Origin of the sequence: Salegentibacter maritimus, from assembly GCF_016236915.1 — a bacterium.
Classification (GTDB): Bacteria; Bacteroidota; Bacteroidia; order Flavobacteriales; family Flavobacteriaceae; genus Salegentibacter; species Salegentibacter maritimus.
Window position 1 is genome coordinate 41,145 of sequence record NZ_JAEHOK010000006.1, and the last position, 18,866, is coordinate 60,010.

Annotated in this window: 16 protein-coding genes and 1 tRNA gene; 6 read left to right on the forward strand and 11 right to left on the reverse strand. The window is 37.0% G+C overall.

What is annotated here, in order from left to right; translation table 11 throughout:
* Positions 1–20: 20 nt before the first annotated feature.
* From I6U49_RS06035 to I6U49_RS06055, 5 genes are all read left to right on the forward strand, one after another.
* On the forward strand, positions 21–2,444 hold the full coding sequence (locus I6U49_RS06035; protein WP_193710140.1) for an efflux RND transporter permease subunit: 2,424 nt from the start codon (positions 21–23) through the stop codon (positions 2,442–2,444).
* Positions 2,445–2,603: 159 nt separating this feature from the next.
* Complete coding sequence (gene asnS / locus I6U49_RS06040; RefSeq protein ID WP_198627979.1) at positions 2,604–4,046, forward strand: asparagine--tRNA ligase; 1,443 nt, start codon at positions 2,604–2,606, stop codon at positions 4,044–4,046.
* Positions 4,047–4,167: 121 nt separating this feature from the next.
* Positions 4,168–5,088, forward strand: a complete 921-nt coding sequence (locus I6U49_RS06045; protein ID WP_232804646.1) for an RluA family pseudouridine synthase — start codon at positions 4,168–4,170, stop codon at positions 5,086–5,088.
* A 308-nt stretch (positions 5,089–5,396) separates the two neighbouring features.
* On the forward strand, positions 5,397–6,863 hold the full coding sequence (gene rpoN, locus I6U49_RS06050) for an RNA polymerase factor sigma-54 (protein ID WP_198627980.1): 1,467 nt from the start codon (positions 5,397–5,399) through the stop codon (positions 6,861–6,863).
* Complete coding sequence (locus I6U49_RS06055; RefSeq protein ID WP_198627981.1) at positions 6,863–7,468, forward strand: hypothetical protein; 606 nt, start codon at positions 6,863–6,865, stop codon at positions 7,466–7,468. Before rpoN ends, I6U49_RS06055 begins: the two co-directional genes overlap by 1 nt.
* On the opposite strand, the gene I6U49_RS06060 is transcribed toward I6U49_RS06055, so the two are convergent.
* From I6U49_RS06060 to I6U49_RS06100, 9 genes are all read right to left on the reverse strand, one after another.
* The gene (locus I6U49_RS06060; RefSeq protein ID WP_198627982.1) at positions 7,463–8,191 is read right to left on the reverse strand and encodes a porin family protein; all 729 of its coding nucleotides are present in this window, start codon (positions 8,189–8,191) and stop codon (positions 7,463–7,465) included. The genes I6U49_RS06055 and I6U49_RS06060 overlap by 6 nt on opposite strands.
* A gap of 109 nt (positions 8,192–8,300) precedes the next feature.
* Positions 8,301–8,783: an ExbD/TolR family protein gene (locus tag I6U49_RS06065; protein WP_193710135.1), complete on the reverse strand. Its 483-nt coding sequence runs from the start codon at positions 8,781–8,783 to the stop codon at positions 8,301–8,303.
* A 34-nt stretch (positions 8,784–8,817) separates the two neighbouring features.
* Positions 8,818–9,429, reverse strand: a complete 612-nt coding sequence (locus I6U49_RS06070) for an ExbD/TolR family protein (RefSeq protein WP_193710134.1) — start codon at positions 9,427–9,429, stop codon at positions 8,818–8,820.
* 4 nt (positions 9,430–9,433) lie between these two features.
* Positions 9,434–9,871 (reverse strand): Asp23/Gls24 family envelope stress response protein, encoded by a 438-nt coding sequence (locus I6U49_RS06075; protein ID WP_193710133.1) that lies wholly within the window; start codon positions 9,869–9,871, stop codon positions 9,434–9,436.
* A 14-nt stretch (positions 9,872–9,885) separates the two neighbouring features.
* Positions 9,886–10,689 (reverse strand): MotA/TolQ/ExbB proton channel family protein, encoded by an 804-nt coding sequence (locus I6U49_RS06080; RefSeq protein ID WP_193710132.1) that lies wholly within the window; start codon positions 10,687–10,689, stop codon positions 9,886–9,888.
* A gap of 78 nt (positions 10,690–10,767) precedes the next feature.
* Positions 10,768–10,855, reverse strand: a tRNA-Ser gene (locus I6U49_RS06085).
* A 74-nt stretch (positions 10,856–10,929) separates the two neighbouring features.
* Positions 10,930–11,958 (reverse strand): asparaginase, encoded by a 1,029-nt coding sequence (locus I6U49_RS06090; protein WP_198627983.1) that lies wholly within the window; start codon positions 11,956–11,958, stop codon positions 10,930–10,932.
* Complete coding sequence (locus tag I6U49_RS06095) at positions 11,951–13,084, reverse strand: 1-acyl-sn-glycerol-3-phosphate acyltransferase (RefSeq protein WP_193710130.1); 1,134 nt, start codon at positions 13,082–13,084, stop codon at positions 11,951–11,953. Before I6U49_RS06095 ends, I6U49_RS06090 begins: the two co-directional genes overlap by 8 nt.
* A 49-nt stretch (positions 13,085–13,133) precedes the next feature.
* Positions 13,134–13,901, reverse strand: coding sequence for a TatD family hydrolase (locus I6U49_RS06100; RefSeq protein ID WP_198627984.1), 768 nt, complete (start codon positions 13,899–13,901; stop codon positions 13,134–13,136).
* A gap of 52 nt (positions 13,902–13,953) precedes the next feature.
* Between I6U49_RS06100 and I6U49_RS06105 the strand changes: the two genes are divergently transcribed.
* On the forward strand, positions 13,954–14,391 hold the full coding sequence (locus tag I6U49_RS06105) for a retropepsin-like aspartic protease (protein WP_193710128.1): 438 nt from the start codon (positions 13,954–13,956) through the stop codon (positions 14,389–14,391).
* A 254-nt stretch (positions 14,392–14,645) separates the two neighbouring features.
* On the opposite strand, the gene odhB is transcribed toward I6U49_RS06105, so the two are convergent.
* Together odhB and I6U49_RS06115 are read right to left on the reverse strand one after the other, a co-directional pair.
* A complete protein-coding gene (gene odhB / locus I6U49_RS06110; protein ID WP_198627985.1) occupies positions 14,646–15,899 on the reverse strand; it encodes a 2-oxoglutarate dehydrogenase complex dihydrolipoyllysine-residue succinyltransferase in 1,254 nt (417 codons plus the stop codon).
* Between the two features lie 65 nt (positions 15,900–15,964).
* The gene (locus I6U49_RS06115) at positions 15,965–18,733 is read right to left on the reverse strand and encodes a 2-oxoglutarate dehydrogenase E1 component (protein ID WP_193710126.1); all 2,769 of its coding nucleotides are present in this window, start codon (positions 18,731–18,733) and stop codon (positions 15,965–15,967) included.
* Positions 18,734–18,866 lie beyond the last annotated feature (133 nt).

The window sequence follows — 18,866 nt, forward strand, 5'->3', positions numbered from 1 at the left end:
CGCTCGCTTAAAAATTTCCCATGGCCAAGATTTTTAGTTTCGGATTTTGGAATTCTATTGCGCGTTTAATATTGCGTAACAGAATTATTATACTTCTACTTATTATAGCTACCACTGTGTTTTTTGCCAGCCAGTGGAAGAATATGCGCTTTTCTTTTACAGAAGCCAATCTTTTGCCCGACGATCATCAAGACAATATTGCTTATAACGAATTTTTAGATAAGTTTGGCGAAGAGGGAAACGTAGTACTACTTGGAATTCAGGATTCGGCACTTTTTGAACCTGAAAATTTTCAGGCCTGGAAGAAGCTAACCCACACATTAGAGTCGTCTCCAGCCGTAGATTTTACCATATCCCTAAGCAATCTTCAACAATTAAAAAAGTTTGAAGATCCCAGCCGATTTGAGATGGTTCCTTTTATTAGTGAAGAAAAACCTACAAAAGAAGCACTTCAACAATATCAGGACAAACTTTATAACCAACTTCCTTTTTACGAAAACCTGGTGTATAGCTCGCACTCCAATACGGTACAGTCGGCGATCTATATGAACAAAGAAATTGTAAACTCTAAAGAGCGTAAAACCTTTATAATAGATGAGCTACAACCACTTATTCTCAATTTTGAAGAAAATACAGGCATAGATGTAAAAGTATCGGGGATGCCTTATATAAGAACCCTGAATTCACAGAATATTATAGATGAAATCGAGCTTTTTATCCTCGCAGCACTTGCGGTTACTTCGCTTATATTCTTCTTCTTTTTCAGGTCTATTAGGGCAACCATTATTTCAATGATCACCGTTTGTATTGGTGTAATGTGGGCTTTTGGAGTTATTGGTTTTTTACATTACGAAATAACAGTACTTACCGCACTTATTCCGCCGCTAATAATTGTAATAGGAATTCCCAATTGCATTTTCCTGATAAATAAATACCAACAGGAAATAAAAAAACATGGAAATCAGGCTAAATCCTTACAACGTGTAATTACTAAAGTGGGAAATGCCACCTTAATGACCAATATTACCACGGCATCTGGTTTCGCAACTTTTATACTTACCGACAGCACTTTATTAAAAGAGTTTGGCATCGTAGCTTCCATTAATATTGTTGCCATATTTATTCTAAGTCTATTGATAATTCCTATTATCTATAGTTATATGAATTTACCGAAATACAAACACCTAAAACATCTTAATAAACGATGGATTGGTGGTTTTGTAAACTGGATGGAGCAAATGGTACGGCACCACCGTATTAGTATTTATATTACATCAATAATACTCCTGGTAGCTAGTATTATTGGAATTTATACTATAAAAATATCAGGAAGTTTATTAGAAGATATGCCTGAAGAAGCTGCGTTTTTTCAGGATATAAAATTCTTCGAAAAAGAATTTGACGGGGTAATGCCTTTAGAAATTCTTGTAGACACTAAAAGAAAGAATGGCGTTTTAAAATTGGCTACACTTAAACGCATGGAAGAATTACAAAACCATCTTGCCGAAATCCCCGAGTTTTCGCAACCAATTTCGGTAACAAGACTTGTAAAATATTCCAAGCAGGCATTTTATAATGGTGAAGCTAAATATTATCAGCTGCCCAGTTCCCAGGAACAAAATTTTATTATGCCCTACGCAAAAGGTTTTTCGTCAGGAGAGAATTTACTGTCTTCCTATGTAGATAGCACCGGAAGATATGCCAGAATTACCACCTACATGAAAGACATTGGCACCGATAAAATGGAAGATTTAGAAGAAGACCTTTGGCCAAAAATAAACAAGATTTTCCCCGAAGAACGTTACGAGGTTTCCATGACGGGGAAAGCCCTTATTTTTCAAAAAGGAACCAACTATTTGGTTAAGAACCTTGTGCTATCCCTTTCCCTGGCCATTCTATTAATCGCCCTACTTATGGCCTGGATGTTTAGGTCTTTTAGAATGATTATTGTATCCCTTGTCCCCAACCTATTACCATTGTTGGTAACCGCCGGAATGATGGGGTTCCTGGGCGTTCCCATAAAACCTTCTACCATCCTGGTTTTTAGTATTGCTTTTGGAATTTCGGTAGACGATACCATTCACTTCTTAGCCAAATACAGGCAGGAACTTAAAGCCAACAATTGGAAAATTAAACGTTCGGTTTATGGCGCTTTACGTGAAACCGGCGTGAGCATGTTTTATACCTCTATCGTGCTTTTCTTTGGATTTTCGGTATTTATGATAAGTAGTTTTGGAGGTACGGTGGCCCTTGGTGGCCTGGTTTCGGCAACTTTGCTTTTTGCCATGCTTGCCAATTTACTATTACTACCTTCTTTATTACTTTCTTTAGAGAAGAATATTGCCAATAAAAAGGTATTAAAGGAACCGGCCATGAAAATTATTGACACCGAAGAAGACGAAGATGAAATTGAAAAAGAAACATCAAAGAGTTCTAAAAGATAATTAAGCCTCGTGGCTAGTCTCTTGAGGTTTAGTGAAAAATTATTTTAATTGTAGCAGGCCGCCGGAAAATTAATGTATTTATAAAGATTAATAAAAACCGGCTTGCTTTGCAGGCTGAGACGGATAAATTATATTTGTTTCTTCTAAAATCTTACATAAATGATACAAGCAAAAATTGCTGAAATATTAGACAGCAATCAATTCCTACAGGAATTTGAGGTGAACGGCTGGGTACGTTCTTTTAGGAGCAATCGCTTTATTGCCTTAAACGATGGTTCTACCATTAACAACCTACAATGTGTAATAGATTTTGAAAATTTTGACCAGGACGAACTCAAACGAATCACTGTTGGCTCGGCAATTTCGGTAAAAGGTACGCTGGTTGAAAGCCAGGGAAATCAACAAAGAGTTGAAATTGAAGTAAAGGAATTTAAAATTCTGGGAGATGCCAATCCTGAAGAAGTGAAGCTTACCATCCTTTCTCCAAAGCGTCACAGCCTCGAGAAATTGAGACAGCAGGCCCATTTAAGGGTTCGTACCAACACTTTTGGCGCTATTATGCGTGTACGTTCAAAACTGTCTTTTGCAGTACACAGTTATTTTCAGCAAAATAATTTCCACTATGTAAATACACCAATTATTACCGGAAGTGATGCCGAAGGAGCCGGGGAAATGTTTAGAGTGAGTGCTTTAGATATGGAAAACCCACCAAAGAAAGAAGATGGCAGCATCGATTTTAGTGAAGATTTCTTCGGAAAAGAAACTAATTTAACCGTTTCGGGACAACTAGAAGGAGAGGCTTATGCCATGGGACTTGGTCAAATTTATACCTTTGGACCCACTTTTAGGGCCGAAAACTCAAACACTTCACGCCATTTAGCTGAATTCTGGATGATAGAGCCCGAAGTAGCTTTCTGCGATCTTGACGGCAATATGGATTTAGCTGAAGATTTTATAAAATATGTGTTGAGATATATCTTAGAAAACTGCCAGGACGACCTGGAATTCTTAGATAAACGCTTTAAGACGGAAGAAGAATCTAAACCAAAGGCAGAACGCACCGGGATGGGACTTCTGGAAAAACTTCACTTTGTTTTAGACAATAATTTTAAAAGGGTAAGCTATACTGAGGCAATAGAGATCCTTAAAAATTGTAAACCCAACAAAAAGAAGAAATTCAACTATATTATTGAAGAATGGGGCGCCGATCTACAAAGTGAACACGAACGTTATTTGGTAGAAAAACATTTTAAATGCCCTGTAATTTTATTTGATTACCCGGCAAATATCAAGGCCTTTTATATGCGCCTAAACGAAGATGGCAAAACCGTAAGGGCTATGGATATACTTTTCCCGGGAATTGGTGAAATTGTTGGTGGTTCGCAAAGAGAAGAGCGCCTGGATATACTTCGAGGTAAAATGAAAGAACTGGATATAGACGAAAAAGAACTCTGGTGGTATCTGGATACCCGTAAATTCGGGACCTGCATGCATAGTGGTTTTGGACTTGGGTTTGAAAGACTGGTACAATTTGTAACCGGAATGGGAAATATACGCGATGTAATTCCTTTCCCCAGAACTCCGCAAAACGCCGAGTTTTAAGATATTCTCTAGCCTCACAGGTTTTAAAACCTGTGAGGTTTTTTATTAGTAATCGTCAAGCTAAACTTGTTTTAACTTCCAGGATGATTTTAGCTTCATCAGATCCCGAGATAAATTCAGGATGAAGATCTTAAAAATAGAATATGATTTCTTCCCAACAACCAACTACCCATTGAAAATAAAAGAAACGCATATTGTTCCCGCGATTACAGAAAAAATCAGGCTACAGGAATATGCTATTGCAATTTTCCCTTCCCTTCCCACTAAAAGCTCCCTTAAAAAAGCTCTAAAAAAGGAACTCATTCTATTAAACGGCCAGCCCGCAAAGACTTCAGATTGGATTAAAGAAGGTCAAAAAATAGAGTTGCTGGAATCAAGAGAAAAACCACAAAAGCTGTTTACCAAAAAATTGCAGGTTATTTTTGAAGACGATTATCTTGCCGTAATACATAAACCTGCCGGAATTCCTACCAGCGGAAATTATTTTAAAACCATTAGCAATGCCCTCCCATTTAATTTAAACACATCCAACCAAAAAGATGCTTTGCCAGCTCCTCTGCCGGTACATAGATTAGATAATCCAACCTCGGGAATATTATTAATTGCCAAAACCAAAGCTGCGCAGGTGTCTTTAAATAGGCTTTTTGAAGAAAAAAAAATAGAAAAAACTTATCATGCCCTGGTATTAGGCAGTCTATCAAATTCTGTTGTTATAAATAAATCTATCGAAAACAAAAACGCCGAAACCAAAATAGAACTTATTGAAGAGTTTCTGTTTAAAAATGAATCATTTAGTTTGGTAAAAGCGTTTCCAAAAACAGGGAGAACGCATCAAATAAGAATTCATTTGGCTGAAAATGGAAATGCGATTGTTGGCGACAAAATATATGGAAAGGCTTCAGAAAATATAAAAAAAAGAGGTTTATTTTTAGCAGCTACTGCCATTGAGTTTAGACACCCCATAACAGAAAAATTGCTTTATTTTGAGCTCGATCTTCCAAAGAGATTTAGAGATTTTAAGGAATTAGTTAAGAATACTTAACAAAATTTTACCACAATCATTTACTGTGCCAAAGCCTAACTAGCGTTGTTTTGCCTATTTTTGTAGTAAGACACCCAGATAGTTTATAGGTCTTATAATTAGAGACAACAAACATATCAAAGCGGCGTTGAATAGGTTAACTGATTAAACAAAAAGAAAAGGAGGCTGCCTGAAAGTCTATTTTGATCAAGCTGAAATTCGTTTCAGTTTCTAACATGCTCACTGAGTACAAAACATGTTAGATCTTGAAGTAAACTTAAGGTGACGGCTTTTAAAAGCAGCTCTTTTAAATCTCGATTATAAAATTTATGCTTAAACAGCAATTAAATCTCAAATTATCTCAAAAGCTTTCTCCGCAGCAGATACAGCTCATGAAGCTTATACAACTTCCTACGCAAGCATTTGAGCAGCGTATAAAACAGGAATTAGAGGAAAATCCAGCTTTGGAAGATGGCAAATTAGAAGCCAGAGATGAATTTGAGGAGTATGAAGATGATTACAAGGAAAGAGATCGTGAAGATGAAGGAACCGAATCTATTGAGGCTGAAATAGATGTTGACGAATATTTAAGTGATGATGAGGTACCTAACTATAGGCTTCAAGCCAATAATTATAGTCCCGATGATGACGAAAAAAGCGTACCTTATGCAGCCGGCACTTCGTTTACACAATACCTAACCACTCAATTAAGTACGCTTAGATTTGATGAAAGCGAAAAACAAATAGCTGCCTTTCTGGTAGGTAGCGTAGATGAAAGTGGTTATTTAAGAAGAGAGCTGCAGGATATTGTAGATGACCTGGCCTTTACCCAAAATATTTATACAGATGAAGATGCGGTAGAGAAGGTACTTAAAAAGGTGCAGGAATTGGATCCAGCTGGTGTAGGAGCCAGATCTCTTCAAGAATGTCTTCTTATTCAACTTAAACGCAAAGAGCCTACAAAAGCCGTAGAATTAGCCGAAGATATCCTGGACCGCTCGTTTGACCAATTCAGCAAAAAACATTACACCAAAATAATTTCCAGGCACGATATTTCGGAAGATGAACTTCGGGAAGCTATAGATGTTATTGAACATTTAAACCCGAAACCGGGAGGTTCTTATTCTGGAAACACCAGAATGATAGAGCACGTAATCCCAGACTTTACCATTAAAATTGTAGATGGGGATTTAGAGTTAAGCCTTAATGGCCGCAATGCACCACAAATGCACGTCTCTCGCGATTATAGCGACATGCTAAAAGGCTATAAAGAATCTAAAGAAAAAACAAAGGCACAGAAAGATGCAGTTATGTTTATAAAACAAAAGCTGGATGCCGCAAAATGGTTTATTGAAGCCATACAGCAAAGACAACAAACGCTTATGGTTACCATGAGTGCTATTATGAACTACCAAAAAGAATATTTCTTGACCGGCGACGAGCGAAACCTTAGGCCCATGATCTTAAAGGATATTGCCGATGAGATAGAGATGGATGTTTCTACAGTTTCAAGGGTGGCCAACAGTAAATATGTAGACACACCTTACGGAACCAAACTCATTAAGGAATTCTTCTCTGAGTCTATGAAAAACGATCAGGGAGAAGATGTTTCCACCAGAGAGATTAAAAAAATACTGGAAATTTCTATCGAGGAAGAAGATAAACGTAAACCCCTTACCGATGAAAAACTCGCAAGGGTATTAAAAGATAAAGGCTATCCAATTGCACGAAGAACGGTTGCAAAATATAGAGAACAATTAGACATTCCTGTGGCCAGACTTCGAAAAGAAATTTAATGAGATTCCTTTTAAAAAGTGCATCTTTTATTTTCCACCCGCTATGGCTGCCATTAGCGGCAAGTTTTTTCTACTTTATTTTTACCCCCAGGTTTTTTCCTGAAGGTATAGCAAAAGCAAAGTTATTGGCAATAGCCATACTTACTATATTTATACCTATTGTATTTTATTTTCTATTAAAAAATTTGGGAAAAGCACAATCTATCTTTTTAATAAATACCAGAGAACGAAAGTGGCCACTATTATTCTACGCGATTCTAATTACTATGGTACTAAACCAGATTTTAAACGCTTATAATTATGCTGCGCTTTATTACTACTTTACTGGAATTCTATTCGCCACTATAGTCGCCTTTGTCCTGGTTTTATTAAAAGTAAAACTGAGTTTACATATGATAGGCATGGGCGCCCTTTTGGTTTTTCTAATTGGCATCAGTTTAAATTTTAAAATAAATTTAGTATATACCATTAGTTTTTTAATACTTGCACTGGGGCTAACAGCCTCTTCAAGGATTTATTACAAAGCACACACAATCAACGAATTAGTATTGGGCCTTGCTTGCGGAATCTTAACGCAAATTATAGTACTAAACTTATGGCTATAATATATAAAACATAAGACCCACTCTAAATACCGAAATATCTATTGGCGCACCATTCACTGATGCATCAGGAAACAATGGGTTTAAACTATAATACAAATGAAAATTAAAGGTGTTGTAACCAAAAGTAAAAGTTGCCCCCATTCGAAAGCGATCTAATTCTGGAACATCGGTTTGGATAACCTCGTTCCCGGGCTGAATAAATTTACTTTTAAAGTGATAGATGTATCCAAATCGCAATCCGGTATAAATCCTCCAGAACTTATAAGTTTCAGCCGTAGAAGTGCGCCATCTAAACTCTAAAGGCACCTCTATTAGTTGTGTAGTAAATCTATTAACACTATAGTCGATATTATTTGTCAGTTCCCTAAAGATACTTTCTCCACTATTATCTTCCCCTATAAAGAGGTTTTGACTATAGCTATTTAAAGAAAAACCTACTCCGGCTGCTATAGCGACATTTCGACGTTTATTAAGTGGAAAATCCCTGGTAAATCCGGCATGAATACCTCCTGAAAAACCAGATTGCGAAATAGCCTCAGGCTTATTACTAATAAAATTAAAGCTTAGTCCCAGGTAGAATTGATCTTCGCGATATAAACTATCTAAAATATATGGAACCGAATCAGGTATACGTTCCAATTCTTCCTCTATCTCGGTTTGAGCTGATAAAGGCAGACTAAAAACAACAAACAAGCCATAAAGAAATTTGAATAATTTATTCATTTTTAGTCTACAGGTATATTTAGACTCAAATATAAAAAAAACATCCTGCCTAATATTTAAAATTAGACAGGATGTTTAATACAGTTTTGAAAAAATGACCTATTGGTCTTTATTGCATATTTTGTAATGCATCACCTTCTTTGGTTGTATAGTTGATTTTAAGAGCTTCAGCTTTTCTTAATTCTTGTTTAATATCTGAAACCAGCCCCATATTTGTTTCTTCATCTACCTTAAGGGCAGTTGTAAGATATGGTATCAATTCTTCTCGTTTTGTTTCTCTTTCAGAAAAGATAAACTGTTGAACTTCACCAACACTGGCAAATTTATCGTTCAACTGAATCCTTGCCTCAGTACCAAACGTTTGCTGGTATCTCGAACTTGGCTTTCCTGCATAGATATACATTACAAGATCCTTCTTATCAAGCTTTTCAACCTGATCGGCGAATGGTAGTTTATTTTGTACCATTAACGTATTCTGGCGCATAACGGTAACAACCATAAAGAAGAACAGTAACATAAATACAATATCTGGTAAAGATGCTGTACTAATGGCTGGTTGCCCTTCGCTCTTTTTCTTTTTGAATTTAGACATAATTGAGTCTTAAATTTAAGTTTTAATTAGGTTATTAACTCTGCGGTTCAGCTTCAGAAAGCTTTTGAGGAATCATATCTTTAATTAATTCAATTCTCTCTTTAAGCGTTTCTTTAGCGCCTTCACTTGTACGCGAATCGTTATATTTAGCTTCCATCTCAGTAAAGCTGGTACCGAATAAACGCTGCGCTTCTCTATCTCTAAGTTGGTTATAAGCCGCCACAAGTTCGTTTTGTACAGAGATATAAGTTCCATACTCGGTTCCACGGTTATTTACCAAAGAGATAATAGCTTTCTGTGGGTTTACAGAAGAAGTGGCTTCTCCCGCTCCCTGGCAGAAATCACAAGCTTCATCACCTGTTCCTCCACCATTATCGATAAATTCAACTGCAGCTTGTCGCAGCTCCTCTATCTCCATCTCCTCATCTTCTACAAGTAATTGGTTGTTACTGTTAACCAAAACCTGAAAGATATTTCGTTCTTTAATTACCGGTGGCTCTTGCTCTTCTGGCTGCCATGGGGGTAGTTTTCTACTAATCCCACTATCTGTCTCAATGGTTGTGGTTACCAAAAAGAAGATTAGTAGCAAGAAAGCAATATCGGCCATAGAGCCGGCATTAACTTCTGGTGCTTCTCTTCTTGCCATAATTTTACTTCATTAATTTTTTAACTCCGGAAATTACCATTGCTAAAATAGCGATTCCTGCAAGGATGTAAAAAGTTACTAAACCTGCACTTATCCAGTGGGCCGCGCTAGCCGAAAGTATGTCTCCGTCTTTAAGCGTCATTTGAGAACCATCTGTAACAAGATAAGCTATTACAATAACTGCCAAAAATGTTCCTACGGCAATTAATGTGTTTTTTATATTTCCTTTAAACAGGCCTTGTACCACAAAGATAAGGACCAAAGCAACTACTATTGCCAATACTAAATATGCAACATACATAAATGGATTGAGCAAACTGGTTTGCAAATCGGCCGAGGCCTCTATAGCATCACCGTCTTCGGCAAGGATCCTTCCAAGAAGGATAAGCCCTATAACGCCAATAACGATAGATACATATTTTAATATTTTATGTAAAGTCATAATTTAATCTGGTCTTAGATTCTTTTTTTGTTTTTGTAAGCTACCAACATATCGATAAGAGTGATAGATGCATCTTCCATATCATTTACAATACTATCTATCTTAGCAATAATATAGTTGTAAAATATTTGAAGAATAATAGCTACGATCAAACCAAATACGGTTGTAAGAAGTGCTACTTTAATACCTCCGGCAACAAGAGATGGCTGCATATCACCAGCTGCTTCAATTCTATCGAAGGCGGTAATCATACCAATTACAGTACCCATGAAACCAAGCATAGGAGCAATAGCGATAAATAAAGACAACCAGGAAACGTTTTTCTCTAATTGCCCCATTTGAACACCACCGTAAGCTACAACAGCTTTTTCTGCAGCATCAATACTTTCGTCTGCACGATCCAGACCCTGGTAATAGATAGAAGCAACAGGCCCTTTTGTATTTCTACAAACCTCCTTAGCTGATTCTACTCCACCACTATTTAAAGCATCTTCTACATTTCTAGCTAATTTTCTAGTGTTCGTAGTAGAAAGATTTAAAAAGATAATTCTCTCAATGGCAACAGCCAAACCAAGAATTAAACATAAAAGAACAATCCCCATAAATGCAGGACCACCTTCTATAAAACGTTTTTTAAGTTCCTGATGAAAACCAAGAGTTTCTTCGCCTGCCTCATCTGCGGAAGCTGCAGCCTCTTCATCCTGAACAAAATTCACAATTGTTCCAGGTAATGTGTTAACATCGTTGGCCGCATTCAGGTTTCCGGCTCCAAGCACCATCACCGCGGCGATTACCAAAATAGAAAATAATCTTTTCATTACTGTTTGTCTTAATTTAATTAGTTAAAGGGTTAAAGATATAAAAATAAATTTTTAATAAAAATATAATAATTATAGCAGAGAGGAAGGGATTCGAACCCTCGATACGCTTGTGACGTATACACACTTTCCAGGCGTGCGCCTTCGACCACTCGGCCACCTCTCTTTTTGTTAACGTTTCTAAAACGGTTCGCCAAATAACGAAAAAAAATATACTCCGTCAAGCATCTGCCGTTATTTTTATGACATTTCCCCTCTTAACGAAGTTTCGAAGATGGTTTTAAACACTTTTGGAGACAATTCTTTCCCTAAAAGATACATTAATTTGGCTACCGCAGCCTCTGTACTTATGTCTTTTCCCGAAATCACACCTATCTCTTTCAGCCCTACGCTTGTTTCATACTGCCCCATCACCACACTACCTCCTATGCACTGTGTAACATTTACTATAATTAAACCTTCTAAAATTTTTTTCTTTAAAATATCCAGAAACCAATCGTCGCTAGGAGCATTACCACTCCCATAAGTCTCCAACACCACTCCCTTTAATCCTGGCTTAGACAATATATGGTCTACCGTAGCTGCATTTACACCAGGAAACATTTTTAAAACCAATACCTCGTTATTAAAATTGGTATGTAATTTTGTTTTTTGTCTTCGGTTAGGTCGCCAAAGTGCATTATAATTTACCGACAGGTAAACACCAGACTCGGCCAAAGGTTCATAATTTAGAGATGCAAAGGCCTGAAAATGTTCAGCATTAATTTTTGTAGTCCTGTTAGCCCTATATAATTTATATTCAAAATATAGACCTACTTCCGAGATTACCGGTTTCCCATTCTTTTGCAAGCCTGCAATTTGAATACTGGTAATAAGATTTTCCTTCGCGTCAGTTCTTAAATCTCCAATAGGTAACTGAGACCCTGTAAAGATGATAGGCTTGGTTAAGTTTTCAAACATAAAACTTAAGGCCGAAGCGGTATAAGACATGGTATCACTTCCATGCAAAACCACAAAACCATCGTAAGCTTTAAAATTATCATGTATAGTATTGGCTATTTTCACCCAACATGCTACATTCATATTAGAAGAATCTATAGGATCTTCAAAGCTCAAGGTATCTATTTCGTGTTCAAGAATTTTAAGTTCAGGAATATTATGTAATAATTCATCAAAATTAAAAGCTTTTAGGACTCCTGTACCATAGTCCTTTATCATCCCAATAGTTCCGCCGGTATAAATTAAAAGGATTTTAGCTTTTTTATTCATAAAGCGCTTCTTTATTAATTACCGGATTTGCATACATTAATAAGTAACTATTAAGCTCAAGCGGATTTTTCACATCTATCCTACGAGTTAGGCGACGTTCAAATTGCCTTTTTTCTTTATCTGAATATTTTTCAGCATAGGTTTCTGAATTTTTAAGCAAATCGAATGCGATATAATTAGCCGGCCATAATTTATAATTTCTATAAATATGTTCGTCTATTTTTGAAGCGATAGCTTTTAACTGTGCGTTTATTGAAGCATGTTTCTCTTCAATTTCTTCAAAAACCTCTTTACCTAAAACTTCTCCTGCATTAATATGAATACGCCCTTTATTACCAAGCGCACCTTGCATAATACTATTAAAATCTTCATTCGCAGACTTCACGTATTCCTCCTTCATTCTTTTGGCTAGAATTTCAGGCATTTTCAAAATATCTGTAGGATCAAATTCATAGGAAATCGCCACCGGAACAATTTTAAGATCGGCAAAATACTGTGCCAGGCTTTGCTTGCCTTTGGCCATACCAAGCATTTTCAACACTCCCTGCTGGGTATAATCACTTCCATCCTTGGTTCTACCCTCTCTTTGCGCCATCCAAACCGACCTACCATCTTCTAAGAGCAACTTTTTAATGTAAGCTGAAAGGACCATAGAACTTTTAAGCATTTCCCGGGGACCAAGCCCTCGTTTTACCAAAAAATTCCTATTTAAACGAGACAATGTCATTAAAAAAGGTTTCTGTACTAAATTATCACCAATAGCCGAAGCTGTCATTATTAGATCTTGCTCATACAATGTTGTATTCAACAAGCAGGTATCAAGAATAATATCACGATGATTTGACATGTAGAAATACGCCTGCCGGCCATCTAACTTATCAAAACCACTATACGTAAGCCCCTCGGTACTTTTTTCAATAACTTTTAATACAGAATTATAAATCACTTTAGACTGAAAATCCCTGATAGAATGGCAAGTACCCAATATAGCTGCAATTTCTTCTGAACTTTTCTCGGGAAAAGTAAATTGTAGAAGCGCTTTTATCATAGGATGCCCCAAATATTCCATCAAGGCAGGCTGTACCTCGCTATCTTTATAAAACCTTATGTCTTCGAATTCTTTCACGCAAATTTTATTAACTAGGCAAATGAACAAATTTTAATCCTAACCTACTTTATATCCCGAAGATATCTTTTGAATTTTGGGTCGTTATTTGAGCGATTTCAGCTAAGGGTTTTTTGTAAATGTCTGCTATCTTTTCTGCTACCTTTAGAAGATACTCAGGCTCATTTCGTTTTCCACGGAAGGGCGAGGGTGCCAAATATGGCCCATCGGTCTCCAAAACAATATCTTTTAAAGGAACTTGATCCAAAAATTTATTGATGCCGCCATTTTTAAACGTAACCACCCCACCAATGCCGAGCTTTAAATTATAAGAGAGCGCCCTTTTAGCTTGGTCCAGGTTACCTGTAAAACAATGAAAAATCCCAAAAAGATCATCGCTTTTTTCCTCTTCTAACACCTCAAAAACCTCATCAAAAGCCTTTCTACAATGAATTACAACCGGCAATTTATGTTTTTTTGCCAATCTAATCTGCCTTCTAAAAGCTTCCTGCTGTATCGCCAAAGTGCTTTTATCCCAATACAAGTCTATTCCTATCTCTCCCACCGCATAAAACCTTCTTTGCCCAAACTGCTCCTCCACATGCTTTAATTCGTCTTCAAAATTCTCCTGAACATGCGTTGGGTGCAAGCCCATCATTAAAAAAACATGCTCGGGGTAACGAGCTTCCAGATCGTACATGGCCTGCGTTGTTTCAGAATCTATTGCCGGAAGAAAAAATCTTTCAATATGCTGCTTAAATGCATTTTCTATAAGCTGGTCCCTGTCATCTTCATAGTCTTCGCTATAAAGATGTATATGCGTATCGGTTAAAATCATAAAAGCAAAAATAATTTATTTTGAAGACCTATCTTTGTGAAAAATACAAAGAATGTCATCTTTAAAAAAATTACTTAAAGAAAAAGGCTTTAAGCGTGTAAAGCTAAAATATACAAAAACACAGCATCTGGAATTAGTAGCCAGAATTAATGGGATTGAAGGAAACTTTATTCTAGATACAGGCGCCTCCAGTACTTGTGTAGGCCTTGAAGCAGTAGAACACTTTAAACTGCTTGCAGAAGATAGCGATATAAAAGCTGCCGGGGCTGGGGCAACCAATATGCTTACCCAAATTGCACAAAAGAATCAAATTGAAATTAAAGGCTGGAAAAAGAAAAAAGTAGACCTTGTACTTTTTGATTTAAGACATGTAAACGAAGCTCTTACAAATCATGAAGCTGAAAAAGTACATGGAATTATTGGCGCAGACCTGTTAAAAAAAGGGAAAGCCATTATAGACTACAAAGCACCGGCTCTTTACTTAAAATAGTAAAAAAGGGGGTTTATCCCCTTGTCGTGAAACCACATTCTACCTAAGTTTGAGCTAATTAATGTTAGTAGAATGTCCAGCGTTTCAAAAAATAAAAATCCACATATTTTCCTTTATATACTATTGGGAATCTTTGTGATTTGTGTTTTGTCTTTAAACATCGCGAATTTGTTGTTATTATTATAATTTGTTTTTACCAAAAAAAGAGGCAACGAATTCGTTGCCTCTTTTTTTTTGATTATCACTCTTTCCAATTAAAGTTCTAGAGCTCTTTTTACATCGTTATCCATCAATAGCTCCTCCGGGTTTTCTATAGCTTCTTTAACAGCCACCAGGAAACCCACAGATTCTTTTCCATCAATAATTCTATGGTCATAAGAAAGTGCCAAATACATAATAGGTCGAATCTCTACATGACCATCTATAGCAACAGGACGCTCTACTATATTATGCATTCCTAAAATTGCGCTTTGCGGAGGGTTTATAATTGGAGTAGAAAGCATAGAACCAAATACCCCACCATTTGTAATAGTAAAAGTACCCCCGGTCATTTCATCTACAGTAATTTTCCCATCACGCGCTCTTAATGCAAGGCGTTTCACCTCATCTTCTACACCTCTAAAACTTAAGTTTTCAGCATTTCTTATTACAGGCACCATCAAGCCTTTTGGGCCAGAAACTGCAATACTAATATCCTGATAGTCAAACTTAACCTGATGATCTCCATCTATCATAGAATTCACATCAGGAAATTGCTTTAAGGCTCTCACTACTGCAAGGGTAAAGAAAGACATAAAGCCTAAACCAACCCCATGCTTATCTTTAAATTCTTCTTTATATTTCTTTCGTAAATTAAAAATAGGTTGCATATCTACCTCATTAAAAGTAGTAAGCATAGCGGTATCATTTTTAACTGAAACCAAACGAGAAGCTACTTTTCTACGAAGCATAGACATTTTCTTCTTAGACTCCCCTCGTTTTCCTTTACCCGGGCTACCCATAGAAGCTTTGGCCTGAACCGCATCTTCTTTTGTGATACGACCATCTTTTCCGCTACCTTCTACATCCTTCTTATCAATCCCTTTTTCGTCCAGGATTTTTTTAGCTGCAGGAGACGGGCTCCCTTTTGCGTGAGAATCTTGCTTTTGCGCAGGTGTTGTGGACTTAGAAGGCTCCTCAGTTTTAGGTGCTGCCTTATCTTTATTTTCTTCCTCTTTATTTGAAGCCCCATCTTTAGACTCCTTTTTATCGTCACTTCCACCCGGCTTTTCAGCTTCGGTATCTATAAGACAAACTACTTCACCTACAGCCACAGCATCACCTTCCTCTGCTTTTAGTGTAATAATTCCGCTAGCTTCAGCCGGAAGTTCCAGGGTAGCTTTATCGCTATCTACTTCGGCAATTGCCTGATCTTTTTCTACATAGTCGCCATCTTCAACTAACCATTCAGCTATTTCAACTTCGGTTATAGATTCTCCCGGAGAAGGAACTTTCATTTCTAAGGCCATGATCTTTGTTTTTATTTAAAGTTTCCGCCAGGCGAAAACATTGGATTCGTTATTTTAAATTCTTTTTAATTCTCTACTGTTTTATCAAAAACGCTTGCAATCACCTTTTCGTGACGCTTTTTAAATCTTACAGAACTTCCGGCAGCAGGAGAACCATAAAATTTTCTACTGCAAACCCTAAAGTTTTTAGCTTGGTCAAAATGCAATAACATATGCCCATAAGCACCCATATTTCTTGGTTCTTCCTGGGCCCAAACTATATCATCTGCATTCTTGTATTTTTCAATAGTTTTATTCATTTTATCTGTAGGCAACGGGAATAATTGTTCCACACGCACCAATGCCACATCATCACGCCCATTCTCCTCTTTATACTCCAATAAATCGTAGTAAAATTTACCGGTACAAAACACAAGGGTTTTTACCTCTTCTGCCTTTGCTTTTGGATCGTCAAGTAAAGGCTGAAAACCGCCTTTTGAAAAATCTTCTTTGGTTGAAATTACTTTAGAATGCCTTAACAAGCTCTTTGGCGTAAAAATCACCAAAGGTTTTCTAAATCCGGCTTTCATTTGCCTACGCAAAATATGGAACATATTTGCCGGTGTAGTCACATCGGCTACATACATATTATCCTTGGCACAAAGTTGAAGAAAACGCTCCATTCTTCCTGAAGAGTGTTCTGCCCCCTGGCCTTCATACCCATGTGGCAAGAAAAGCACAAGGCCGTTTTGTAATTTCCACTTATCTTCTGCAGCAGAAAGATACTGGTCTATCATTATTTGCGCACCATTTACAAAGTCCCCAAATTGAGCTTCCCAAATAGTTAAGGTTTTAGGGCTTGCCATCGCATAACCATAATCAAACCCCATAACACCATATTCTGAAAGCGGAGAGTTATACACAAAGAAATCGCCATCCCGACCTTCTATATTATTGTGCAAAATGATTTCCTCTTCACTATCTTCTACTTTTACTACTGCGTGGCGGTGAGAAAAAGTACCTCTTTCACTATCCTGACCACTAATTCGAATATTAAATCCTTCTTTTAGAAGCGAACCGTAGGCCAAGTGCTCTCCCATAGCCCAATCCAGCTTATCTTCCTCAAAATATTGTTTATTACGAAGCTCTATAATCTTTTTCACCTTACGCATAAACTTTTTATCCTCAGGTAATTTAGAAATAGCATCGGCAACCAAATCAAGATCCTCTAATTTGTAGGTAGTATCTATATCCTTGATCATTTCATCTTCAAAGACATTTTCGAAGCCTTCCCATTCATCTTGCATAAATGGAGTAATTCTTGTGTTTTTCTCCTTTTTAGAATCCTCGAGGTTTTCTTCCAGGTCTGCCTTATATTCTTCTTCAAGCTTCGTAAGATAAGCTTCATCAATTACCCCGGCTGCTTTTAATTTTTCAGCATAAATATCTCGTGCATTCTTATGTTTTGAAATAGCCTTATACAGTTTAGGTTGTGTAAACTTAGGCTCATCTCCTTCATTGTGGCCATATTTTCTATAGCCCAATAAATCTATAAAAACATCTCGCTTAAATTTCATTCTAAAATCCAGCGCAAATGAAACTGCATGCACAACAGCTTCTACATCATCGGCATTTACATGCAATACAGGAGAATGTGTTACTTTCCCTACGTCGGTACAGTAGGTAGAAGATCGCGCATCTAAATAATTTGTGGTAAAACCTATTTGATTGTTCACTACAATATGTATTGTACCTCCGGTTTCATAGCCTTCTAATTGGGCCATTTGCACCACTTCGTACACTACACCCTGCCCTGCAATAGCAGCATCGCCATGCACCAGAATAGGCAACACCTTCATATTGTCGCCTCCATAGTGCCTATCTTGTTTGGCTCTGGATATTCCCTGAACCACAGGCCCTACTGTTTCTAAATGTGAAGGGTTTGGTGCAATATTTATATTTATTCCTTTTCCATTATCTGTAAGTCGGCAAGAAGTCCACCCAAGATGATATTTTACATCACCATCAAAAATATCCTGTTCGTAATCTTTCCCGTCAAACTCGCTGAAAATATCCTTTGCACTTTTACCAAAAATATTGGTTAGAGTATTTAACCTACCTCTATGAGCCATACCCATCACAAAATCCCTCACCCCGTAATCTGAAGCTTTTTCGATAAGCACATCGAGGGCTGGAATAAGGCTTTCGCCACCTTCTAACGAAAAACGTTTTTGACCCACATATTTTCTATGCAAAAATGATTCAAAAGAAACCGCCTGATTTAATTTCTTCAGGATTTTCTTTTTCTCCTCATTATTAAAATTAGGATGATTTTCGTTTGTATTTAATTTATCCTGAATCCATTTAATTTCCTCTGGTTTACGAATAAACATATATTCGATTCCGATAGATTCGCAATAAATTTTCTCGAGATGGTTTATTATCTCACGAAGGCTGCTTGGGCCAAGACCCAACATGTCACCCGCATTAAATTTTGTATCAAGATCAGCTTTTTCAAGCCCAAAGTTTTCTATATCCAGGGTTGGACGATATTGACGACGCTCCCTAACCGGATTTGTTTTTGTAAACAAATGCCCGCGGGTTCGGTAACCGTCTATAAGGCGTATAACCTTAAATTCCTTCACAACATGATCTGGAATCTCCCCTTCTTGAAAATTAACTGGAGCTTCTTCCAGGTTTTCTGCGGAAACTCCGTTTTGTTGCATTCCAAAATCAAAGCCTTGAAAAAAAGCCCTCCAACTGGGCTCTACACTATCGGGGTACTGAAGGTATTGATCGTAAAGTTCGGCAAAATATGCTGTGTGCGCAGCATTTAGAAATGAAAATCTATCCATAGTTTGAAACTAATGTTTCTTTTAAGTGTAAAACTAAGCAAAAATACGATTTTAAAAAAAACAGCCTGTAGTAAACCATAGAATTATCTTATGAATTATAAGAAGTTTAACATCCTAAAAACTTCAGGAGGTT